The organism is Motilibacter aurantiacus (genome assembly GCF_011250645.1).
In the GTDB taxonomy this organism is placed as follows: domain Bacteria; phylum Actinomycetota; class Actinomycetes; order Motilibacterales; family Motilibacteraceae; genus Motilibacter_A; species Motilibacter_A aurantiacus.
Genome location: NZ_JAANNO010000017.1, coordinates 44,770 through 55,104, shown reverse-complemented (window position 1 = coordinate 55,104; position 10,335 = coordinate 44,770). Strand labels below are relative to the sequence as shown.

The following is a 10,335-nucleotide window of genomic DNA, read 5'->3' as shown; positions in this document are numbered from 1 at the left end:
CGCCTGAAGCAGTCTTGTCTCACCGAGCTTGACACCCTCCGCCGCCGCCCGCCGTGGTCGTCGCCTCAGTTGTCCTCGGTCAGCGTGACGTGCAGCCCGCCCACCAGCCGCGCTGACACGTTGTAGAGGAACGCCCCGATCGTGCTCAGCGCCGTGATCAGGACCGCGTCGACCGCCGCCAGGATCAGCGCGGCGACCATGACCCGCTGCAGCGACAGCACGCTCGACAGGTCGGTGCCCTCGCCGGAGGAGTCGCTCGTGATGTCACCGACGGTGGTCGTGACCGCCTCGAACACGCCCATCTGGTTCAGCACGGACCACAGTGCGAACACCGCGACGACCAGCATGATCCCGAGCGCGATCGAGGCGAGAGCCGCGAGCTTCATCACGGACCACGGGTCGACCCGGGACAGCACCAGCCGCGCCCGGCGTGCGGGGCGAGCGCCCGGGGCCGGCTGCTGCGCCGGCTGCCCTGCGGCGCCACGGCCCAGGAAGCCTCCCGGCCGCCGCTGCTCGGCGCCCGAGGGGCCCGTCTGCTGGCCGGCCTGCTGCTTCGGAGCCGGCGACGCGGCACCGCCGTAGTAGCGGGTCTCGGAGGTGCTCACTCCCCACCGTCCTCGGTCTGCGCGGCGCCCGACGGGTCGGCCGGCTCGTCATTGCGGGCCGCGGTCTCCGGCTCCTCCTCGGCAACGGTACCCTGCGCCGCCCCCGCGAAGCCCGTGGACGCGTCGTCGGGAGCCGTGCTCTCGGCCCCGGCCGTGCCCGCCTCCTCCTCGGCGCGCTCGACCGCGGCGTCCAGCTCGGCCTCGTCCTCGGCGTCCGCCTCGGCGTTCCGGGCAACGGACAGGACGGTCTCGCCGTTCCCGACCGCGACGAGGGTGACCCCCATCGTGTCGCGCCCGGTCGCCCGCAGGTCCGCCACGCGGGTGCGGATGACCGTGCCGCCGCTGGTGATCGCGAACACCTCGTCGCTCTCGTCGACGACGAGGGCGCCGACCAGCACGCCGCGCTCCGACGTCACGCGGTGGGCGCGCAGCCCGAGCCCGCCGCGGCCCTGGATGCGGTACTCACCGACCGGCGTGCGCTTGGCGAACCCGTTCTCCGTCGCGGTCAGGACGTACGCGTCGGCTCCCTCACGCACGACGGACATGCTGAGCAGCTCGTCGTCCTCCCGGAAGCGCATGCCGGTGACGCCGCTCGTCGCGCGGCCCATCGGGCGGAGCGCGGAGTCCTCGTTGCGGAAGCGCACGGCCATCGCGCCGCGGCTGACGAGCAGCAGGTCGTCGTCGGCCGACGCCAGCGCCGCGCTGATGAGCTCGTCGTCCTCGCGCAGGTTGATCGCGATGACGCCGCCGGCGCGCGGGGAGTCGTACTCGGTGAGCCGCGTCTTCTTCACCATGCCGGTCTTGGTGGCGAGGACGAGGTACGGCGACACGTCGTAGTCGCGCAGGTCGAGCACCTGCGCGATCCGCTCGTCGGGCTGGAACGCGAGCAGGTTCGCCACGTGCTGGCCGCGGGCGTCGCGGGCCGCCTCCGGCAGCTCGTACGCCTTCACCCGGTAGACCCGGCCCTTGTTGGTGAAGAACAGGATCCAGTGGTGCGTCGTCGTCACGAAGAAGTGCTCGACGATGTCGTCCTCGCGCAGCTGGGCACCGCGCACGCCACGGCCGCCACGCCGCTGGGAGCGGTAGAGCTGGGCCTGGGTGCGCTTGGCGTACCCGCCGCGGGTGATCGTGACGACCACCGGCTCCTCGGCGATGAGGTCCTCCATCGACATCTCGCCCTCGGCCGCCACCACCTGCGTGCGCCGCTCGTCGCCGTACTTGTCGACGATCTCGCGCAGCTCGTCGCCCACGATCTGGCGCTGGCGCTCCTCGCTGGCGAGGATCGCGCGGTACTCGGCGATCTCGGCCTCGATCTCGGCGAGCTCGTCGAAGATCTTCTGCCGCTCGAGGGCCGCGAGCCGGCGCAGCTGCATGCCGAGGATCGCGTCGGCCTGCTCGGTGTCGACGTCGAGCAGCTCCATGAGGCCGGTCCGCGCGGCGTCCGCGGAGGCGCTGGCCCGGATGAGGGCGATGACCTCGTCGAGGTGGTCGAGCGCCTTGACCAGGCCGCGCAACAGGTGCGCGCGCTCCTCGGCCTTGCGCAGCCGGTAGCGCGTCCGCCGGACGACGACCTCGATCTGGTGCGCGACGTAGTGCTTGACGAACTCGTCGAGCCGCAGCGTGCGCGGGACGCCGTCGACCAGCGCGAGCATGTTCGCGCCGAACGTCTCCTGCAGCTGGGTGTGCTTGTAGAGGTTGTTGAGCACGACCTTCGCGACGGCGTCCCGCTTGAGCACGATGACCAGGCGCTGGCCGAGCCGCTCGTTGCCCTCGTCGCGCACGTCGGCGATGCCCTGGACACGGCCGTCCTTGACGAGCTCGGCGATCTTCTGCGCGAGGTTGTCCGGGTTGACCTGGTAGGGCAGCTCGGTGACGACGAGGCAGGTGCGGTTGTTGATCTCCTCGACGTTCACCACCGCGCGCATCGTGATCGAGCCGCGCCCGGTGCGGTACGCGTCCTCGATGCCGCGGCGGCCGACCACCAGTCCGCGGGTGGGGAAGTCCGGGCCCTTGATGCGCTGCATCAGCGCCTCGAGCAGCTCGTCGCTCGTGGCCTCCGGGTTGGCCAGCGCCCACTGCACGCCGTCGGCGACCTCGCGCAGGTTGTGCGGCGGGATGTTGGTCGCCATGCCGACCGCGATGCCCGCACTGCCGTTCACCAACAGGTTGGGGAAACGGCTGGGGAGAACGTCGGGCTCCTGCGTGCGCCCGTCGTAGTTCGGCGACATGTCGACGGTGTCCTCGTCGATGTCGCGCACCATCTGCATGGCGAGCGGCGCCATGCGGCACTCGGTGTAGCGCATGGCGGCCGCCGGGTCGTTGCCGGGCGAGCCGAAGTTGCCGTTGCCGTCGACGAGCGGGTAGCGCAGTGACCAGGACTGGGCGAGCCGGACGAGGGTGTCGTAGATCGCCGAGTCGCCGTGGGGGTGGTACTGCCCCATGACGTCCCCGACGACGCGCGAGCACTTGGAGTAGCCGCGGTCGGGCCGGTAGCCCCCGTCGTACATCGCGTAGAGCACGCGGCGGTGCACGGGCTTGAGCCCGTCGCGCACGTCGGGCAGCGCACGCCCGACGATGACGCTCATCGCGTAGTCGAGGTACGACTGCTGCATCTCGACGTTGATGTCGCGCAGCTCGATCCGGTCGCCGGGCGGCGGCGTCGTCGGCGTCTCAGTCACCAGAAGTCCTTCTCACGAGTACGACTGCAGCTATGGGAATCGCGCGGCCGTACGCGCTAGATGTCGAGGAAGCGGACGTCCTTGGCGTTGCGCTGGATGAAGGAACGTCGCTGCTCGACGTCCTCGCCCATCAGGACGGAGAAGAGCTCGTCGGCCGCGGCCGCGTCGTCCAGCGTCACCTGCAGCAGGACGCGGGCGTCCGGGTCCATCGTGGTCTCCCACAGCTCCTTGGCCGGCATCTCGCCGAGGCCCTTGAAGCGCTGGATGCCCTCCTCCTTGGGCAGCCGCTTGCCCGACTCCTGCCCGAGCTTGATGAGGCCGTCGCGCTCGCGGTCGGAGTAGGCGTACTGCACCGGCTCCTTGCCCGCCCACTTGATCTTGTAGAGCGGTGGCTGTGCGAGGTAGACGTGGCCGGCCTCGACCAGCGGCCGCATGAACCGGAAGAAGAACGTCAGAAGCAGGGTGCGGATGTGCTGGCCGTCGACGTCGGCGTCCGCCATGAGGATGATCTTGTGGTAGCGGAGCTTCTCGAGGTCGAAGTCGTCGTGGATCCCGGTGCCCGCCGCGGAGATGAGCGCCTGCACCTCGTTGTTCTGCAGGATGCGGTCGATCCGCGCCTTCTCGACGTTGAGGATCTTGCCGCGGATGGGCAGGATCGCCTGGAAGCGGGAGTCGCGGCCGCCCTTGGCCGAGCCGCCGGCCGAGTCCCCCTCCACGATGTAGAGCTCGCACTTGTCCGGCTCGCGCCACTGGCAGTCGGCCAGCTTGCCCGGAAGGCCTCCGGACTCGAGCAGCCCCTTGCGGTTGCGGGCCAGCTCGCGGGCCTTGCGCGCGGCGACGCGCGCCGTCTGGGCCGAGATCGCCTTGCGGACGATGTCCTTGCCCTCGTTGGGGTTCTTCTCGAACCACTCGCCGAGCCGGTCGTTGCACACGGTCTGCACGAAGGACCGGGCCTCGGTGTTGCCGAGCTTGGTCTTCGTCTGCCCCTCGAACTGCGGCTCGCCCAGCTTGATCGAGACGATCGCCGTCAGGCCCTCGCGAATGTCGTCACCGGTGAGGTTGGTGTCCTTGTCCTTGAGCAGGTTCCACTGCCGCGCGAACTTGTTGACCGTCGAGGTCAGCGCGGACCGGAAGCCTTCTTCGTGCGTCCCGCCCTCGTGGGTGTTGATGGTGTTGGCGAAGGTGTAGACCGACTCGGTGTAGGTCGGGTTCCACTGCATCGCGACCTCGAGCGAGAGCTTCTTCTCCGTGTCCTCGGACTCGAAGTCGATGACCGTGCGGTGCACCTCGCCCTTGCTCGAGTTGAGGTGCGTCACGAAGTCGATCAGGCCACCCTCGTAGAAGTAGGTGACGTTGCGCTGCTCGGCGACCTGCTCGGCCACCTCTTCGCTGTCGGTCTCGACCGGGCGCTCGTCGCGCAGGCGGAGGGTGAGCCCCTTGTTCAGGAACGCCATCTCCCGGAAGCGCGCCGACAGCGTCTCGAACGAGTAGTCCGTCGTCTCGAAGATCTCGTCGTCGGCCCAGAAGGTGACGGTCGTGCCGGTCCGGTCGGTCTGCTCGCCGCGCTCAAGGTCGGCGACGGGGGCGCCGCGCAGGAAGGCCTGGCGCCACACGTATCCGTCGCGGTGCACCTCCACCTCGACCCGCGTCGACAGCGCGTTGACGACGGAGACGCCGACGCCGTGCAGGCCACCGGAGACCGCGTAGCCGCCACCGCCGAACTTGCCGCCCGCGTGCAGGACGGTGAGGACGACGGTGACCGCCGGCTTGCCCTCCGAGGCGACGATGTCGACCGGGATGCCGCGGCCGTTGTCCTCCACGCGCACCCCGCCGTCCGGCAGCAGGGCGACCTTGATCGTGTCGCAGTAGCCGGCCAGTGCCTCGTCGACGGAGTTGTCGACGACCTCGTAGACCAGGTGGTGCAGGCCGCGCTCGCCGGTGGAGCCGATGTACATGCCCGGGCGCTTGCGCACCGCCTCGAGGCCCTCGAGCACGGTGATGGCGCTGGCGTCGTACGCCACCGCGTCCCCCGTGCCCGGCGTGGCGCTGCCGCCGGCGGAGCCGGTGCCGACGGCGGGCCCGTTGCTCGCGGCGGCGCCGTCATCGCCGGCGAGGGCCGGCCCCGGGTTGCTTCCGTTGTCCTGCGCGGTGGGCTGGATGTCGGTCACGAGCACCCTTCGGGGGCACGCGGCACCGTTCCCGGGGAGGGACCGGACGGCCGCTGTCGAGCGGAGCCCGGGAGCGGAGCTAGCACCCCCGGGCGGAACCGGACCAGTCTACCCGTCTCCGCCTTCTGCAGGGGCTCGTGCACGCCCCTGGGACGCGCTCTGGCGCCGGAACGGAGGTGGGGACAGGTCCCCCCACACGACGCAGGGCGTCACCGGGCCTCGTAGCGGGCCAGGGAGGTGGACGCGGGCGCCCGTCCGAGGCCCGGGCGGGGGTCAGCCGTAGGTGTCGCGCGGGCCGCGGCCGCGGACCGACAGCGGGCCGCGCCGCCACGACGGGGCGGCCGGGCCCTGCACCGAGATCGCCCGGCAGACGCCCCGGCCGAGCTCGGCGTCGATGCGCGCGCGCAGCGCCGGGACGAGCAGCCGTAGCTGGGTGGCCCAGGCCGTGGAGTCCGCCCTGACCACGAGGACGCCGTCGTCGAAGCGCTCCGGGGTCGCGTGCGCCGCCACCTCCGGGCCGACCAGCTCGGGCCAGCGGCCGAGCAGCCCGCTGACCGCGGCCTCGACCTCCCACCCGCGCTCGGCCAGCAGCCGCCGCACCGCCGAGCCCACCGGCTGCGGGTCCCGGTCGTCGGGCCCGGGGCCGCTGCGCAGCTCCTCGCCACGGGCGTACGCACGCCTGCTGCCCGGCGTCGCCGGCTCGCCGCGCATCCCGACAGGACGCGCTCCGCCGCGTCGCGCGGCCAGGCGGGCCGCCGCGAGCGCCTCCCGGGCGATCTCGACGCCCGTACGCCGGGGCGCGGCCGCCTCCCCGGGGCGGTCCGCCGCGCTCGGCTCCTCGGTCACCGGCCTGTCACCGCACCCGACGGGCCGAGCCCTCGGCGACGTCGAACCGGGCGCCGGCCAGCGCCTCCGGCACGTCACCGGGGACGGCCGCGGTGACGAGCACCTGCTCGGCGGGGGCGATCCGGGCCGCGAGCCGCTCGCGCCGGTCGGTGTCGAGCTCGGCGAACACGTCGTCCAGCACCAGCACCGGCTCACCGCCGTCGGCGCGCAGCAGGTCGTACGAGGCCAGCCGCAGGGCCAGCGCGTACGACCAGGACTCACCGTGGCTCGCGTAGCCCTTGGCGGGGGCGGCGCCCAGCCGCAGGACGAGGTCGTCGCGGTGCGGCCCGACCAGTGACACCCCGCGCTCGAGCTCGGAGCGGCGCAGCCGGCGTACGGCCTCCAGCAGCGCCTCGGCCAGGGTCTCTCGGTCCTGAGCCGGGACCTCCTGGCCCAGTGCGCCCTCCAGCGACGAGCGGTAGTCCAGACCCGTCGGCCCCTTGCCGCGGGAGACCTCGTCGTAGGCCTTGTCGACGAGCGGGCGCAGCGCGTCGACCAGCTCGAGGCGTGCGGCGAGCAGGTCGGCGCCGGTGCGGGCCAGGTGGGCGTCCCACACGTCGAGCGTGGCGACGTCCCCGCCCCCGGACCGGACCTTGGCCCCCGCGGACTTCAGCAGCGCGTTGCGCTGCTTGAGCACCCGCTCGTAGTCGGCGCGTACCCCGGCGAAACGGGGGGCTCGGGAGACGAGCAGGTCGTCGAGGAAGCGCCGCCTCTCACCGGGGTCGCCCTTGACGAGCGCGAGGTCCTCCGGGGCGAACAGGACCGTGCGCAGCAGCCCCAGCACCTCGCGCGGGCGGGGGACGGGGGAGCGGTTGATGCGGGCGCGGTTGGCGCGGCCCGGGTTGACCTCGATCTCCACCAGGACCGGGCGGCCCTCGCGGACCACGCTGGCGCGGACCACCGCCCGCTCGGCGCCGATGCGCACCAGCGGCGCGTCGGCCGGCACCCGGTGCGAGCCCAGCGTCGCGACGTAGCCGACGGCCTCGACGAGGTTGGTCTTGCCCTGCCCGTTGGGGCCCACGAAGGCCGTGGTCCCGGGCTCGAGGGGCACCTCGACCTCCGGGTAGGACCGGAAGTCGGTGAGCGAGAGGTGCGCGACGTGCACGCTGCAGGGTACGGCGCCTCCGGGCCGGGGCGCAGGCAGCGACACCGGCCCGGACGCGACGGGGCCTTCGGGGAGCGGCTAGGCCGGGGCCTCGGCCTCGCCCTTGGCGATGGACTTGACGGCGTGGCCGCCGAACTGGTTGCGCAGCGCCGCGACGGCCTTCATGGCGGGGGAGTCGTCCTGCCGGGAGACGAACCGGGCGAACAGCGAGGCGGCGATCACCGGCGTCGCGACGCGGTGGTTGATGGCCTCCTCGACCGTCCAGCGCCCCTCGCCCGAGTCCTCGACGTAGCCGGTGATCTCGGCGAGCTCGGGGTCCTCCTCCAGCGCGCGCACGAGCAGGTCCAGCAGCCAGGAGCGGATGACCGTGCCCTGGGTCCAGGACTTGATGACACCGGGGACGTCCTGCACCACGTCGGAGGCCGCGAGCAGCTCGTAGCCCTCGGCGTACGCCTGCATCATCCCGTACTCGATGCCGTTGTGGACCATCTTGGCGAAGTGGCCGGCGCCGACCGGGCCGGCGTGGACGAAGCCCGCCTCGCCCTCGGGCTTGAGCGTGTCGAAGACCGGCTGGACCTTGGCGACGTCGTCCTTGTCGCCGCCGACCATGAGGGCGTAGCCGTTCTCCAGCCCCCAGACGCCGCCGGAGACGCCGGCGTCGACGTAGCCGATCCCCTTCTGGCCGAGCAGCTCGGCGTGGACCAGGTCGTCGGTGTAGCGCGAGTTGCCGCCGTCGATGACGACGTCGCCCTCGGAGAGCAGGTCCCCCAGCTCACGGACGGTCGCCCGCGTCGGGTCGCCGGCCGGCACCATCACCCAGACCGCCCGGGGGGCGCTCAGCCGCTCGACGAGCTCGCCGAGGCTGGAGACGTCGCGCGCCGACTGCGGCCCCTGGTCGTAGCCGACGACGGTGTGGCCGCCGCGCCGCAGGCGCTCGGCCATGTTGCCGCCCATCTTGCCCAGGCCGATGATGCCGATCTCCATGCGCCCCTCCCGGGGGATAGCTCTGTTGTGCGACTGATGTGGTGTCTGTGCCGACGTAGCGGCTTATGCCCGAACGAGGCGGGTCATGCCCCCGAGAGCCGCACGGGCATCAGCAGGTAGCGGTAGTCCCCGCTGGGCTCGGTGTCGGCCGTGGCCCGGCCGGTCACGACGGCCGGCTTGGTCGAGGTCGTGAACGACAGCTGGGCGTACGGCGCGTCGATCGCCTGCAGGCCGTCGAGGAGGTACTGGGGGTTGAAGGCGATCGCGATGTCGTCGCCCTCGAGCGCCGCGTCGATGGACTCCGAGGCCGAGGCCTCCTCGCCGCTGCCGGCCTCCAGCGTCAGCGAGCCGTCGGTGAACGACAGCCGGATGGGGGTGTTGCGCTCGGCGACGAGCGCGACGCGCTTGACGGCGTCCACGAACGGGCCGGTCTCGACGACCGCGATGCTGGCCGAGGTGGTCGGCAGCAGCGACTGGTACTTCGGGAACTCCCCGTCCAGCAGCCGGGTCGTGGTCCGGCGGCGGCCGCCCTCGAACCCGACCAGCCCCTCGCCGGCCCCGCCCGACGCGAGCGCGACGACGACCTTCTCGCCGGCCTGCAGCGAGCGGGCGCTCTCGGACAGCGTGCGAGCCGGCACCAGGGCCACGGCGGACAGCCCGGCCTCCTCCGGCGTCCAGGCCAGCTCGCGCACCGCGAGCCGGTAGCGGTCGGTCGCCGCGAGGACGACCTTCTCGCCGTCGATCTCGACGCGTACGCCGGTCAGCACCGGAAGCGTGTCGTCGCGCCCGGCGGCCAGCGACACCTGGGCCACGGCGGCGGCGAAGACGTCACCGGGCAGCGACCCGGACGCGGTCGGCATCACCGGCAGCGCGGGGTACTCCTCGACGGGCAGCGTGAGCAGCGTGAACCGGGCGCTGCCGCAGCGGACGACGACCTTGGCCCCGTCGGTGGCGATCTCCACCGGCTGCGGCGGCAGGCTGCGGCAGATGTCGGCGAGCAGGCGGCCGCTGACCAGGACGCGCCCGGGCTCGACGACCTCGGCGTCCAGGCCCACCCGGGCGCTGACCTCGTAGTCGAAGCCGGCCAGGACCACGCCGTCGTCGCCGGCCTCGACCAGCAGGCCGGCCAGCACGGGCACCGGAGGCCGCGCGGGCAGGCTCCGTGCGGCCCACGCCACGGCCTCGGCCAGGACCTCTCGCTGAACCCGGAACCTCACGGCCACCCGCCCTTCACGTCCGCGCACCTACCCGTGTCGGGGTGCCGCGTCTCTCGATCGTTCCCGCCGCGCCGTCCGCCGCGCCCTGGCCCGACGCAGTCGAGCCGGCCGGGCGAGGAGGGCCGACGGCCCACCCGAGCATGTCAGGCCGACGCTAGCGGGCGGGTGTGACCGTACCGCTCCCGGCGGCTCTCCACAGTGGCCCGGGGGCCCTTGCTCGTGCGTTGGAGAAGGAGAGAGAGAACTCTGGGGGTCGTAGTAGGGGCTGTGGGCCCTGTGGGCCCGCGCCCTGCGACCACGCCGGCTCGTGTCATTCCCACAGGTCACCGGCGGTCGGCCGCGCCCGGTCGGGGCCCGGCGCGGGCCCACATCGGCGTGGGGACGGGCCCGGGGACGGGCGCACCGACCTGGGGGCCCGGCGGGGTTGTCCCGGCAACCCCACCGTCCTTCCCCGCGGGGCCCCCAACAATCCACAGGGTTGTCCCCATCTTGTGTACGCAGGGGTCGCGGGTGTAGGCGGCGCTTTCCCGGTGCTTCCGGCAGGCCGCTGGCGTCCTGGGGCCGAGGTGCGGCTGGGCGGGCCGTGGTGGTGCGGGCCTCCCCTGCACGGCAGCGGCGGGGCAGCGCCGGCAGGGGCGCGTACGGGAACGGGCGGTAGGCCTGGGCGCGTGCCCCGGCCTGCCGCCCGTCCGG

At 73.0% G+C, this 10,335-nt stretch carries 7 protein-coding genes; all 7 read right to left on the bottom strand.

The window, feature by feature from the left end; all coding sequences use genetic code 11:
- Positions 1-65: 65 nt before the first annotated feature.
- Positions 66-605 (bottom strand): DUF3566 domain-containing protein, encoded by a 540-nt coding sequence (locus G9H72_RS19285; RefSeq protein ID WP_331272435.1) that lies wholly within the window; start codon positions 603-605, stop codon positions 66-68.
- Positions 602-3,286 carry a DNA gyrase subunit A gene (gene gyrA / locus G9H72_RS19280; protein WP_456238353.1) on the bottom strand — a complete coding sequence of 895 codons (2,685 nt, stop codon included), beginning with the start codon at positions 3,284-3,286 and terminating at the stop codon, positions 602-604. Before gyrA ends, G9H72_RS19285 begins: the two co-directional genes overlap by 4 nt.
- A 53-nt stretch (positions 3,287-3,339) precedes the next feature.
- Positions 3,340-5,304 (bottom strand): DNA topoisomerase (ATP-hydrolyzing) subunit B, encoded by a 1,965-nt coding sequence (gene gyrB, locus G9H72_RS19275; RefSeq protein ID WP_166174209.1) that lies wholly within the window; start codon positions 5,302-5,304, stop codon positions 3,340-3,342.
- Positions 5,305-5,724: 420 nt separating this feature from the next.
- Complete coding sequence (locus G9H72_RS19270) at positions 5,725-6,297, bottom strand: DUF721 domain-containing protein (protein ID WP_331272433.1); 573 nt, start codon at positions 6,295-6,297, stop codon at positions 5,725-5,727.
- Between the two features lie 7 nt (positions 6,298-6,304).
- On the bottom strand, positions 6,305-7,441 hold the full coding sequence (gene recF / locus G9H72_RS19265) for a DNA replication/repair protein RecF (protein WP_166174195.1): 1,137 nt from the start codon (positions 7,439-7,441) through the stop codon (positions 6,305-6,307).
- Between the two features lie 78 nt (positions 7,442-7,519).
- Positions 7,520-8,425 (bottom strand): phosphogluconate dehydrogenase (NAD(+)-dependent, decarboxylating), encoded by a 906-nt coding sequence (gene gnd / locus G9H72_RS19260; protein ID WP_166174193.1) that lies wholly within the window; start codon positions 8,423-8,425, stop codon positions 7,520-7,522.
- A gap of 83 nt (positions 8,426-8,508) precedes the next feature.
- Positions 8,509-9,642, bottom strand: a complete 1,134-nt coding sequence (gene dnaN / locus G9H72_RS19255) for a DNA polymerase III subunit beta (protein ID WP_166174191.1) — start codon at positions 9,640-9,642, stop codon at positions 8,509-8,511.
- Positions 9,643-10,335: the final 693 nt, after the last annotated feature.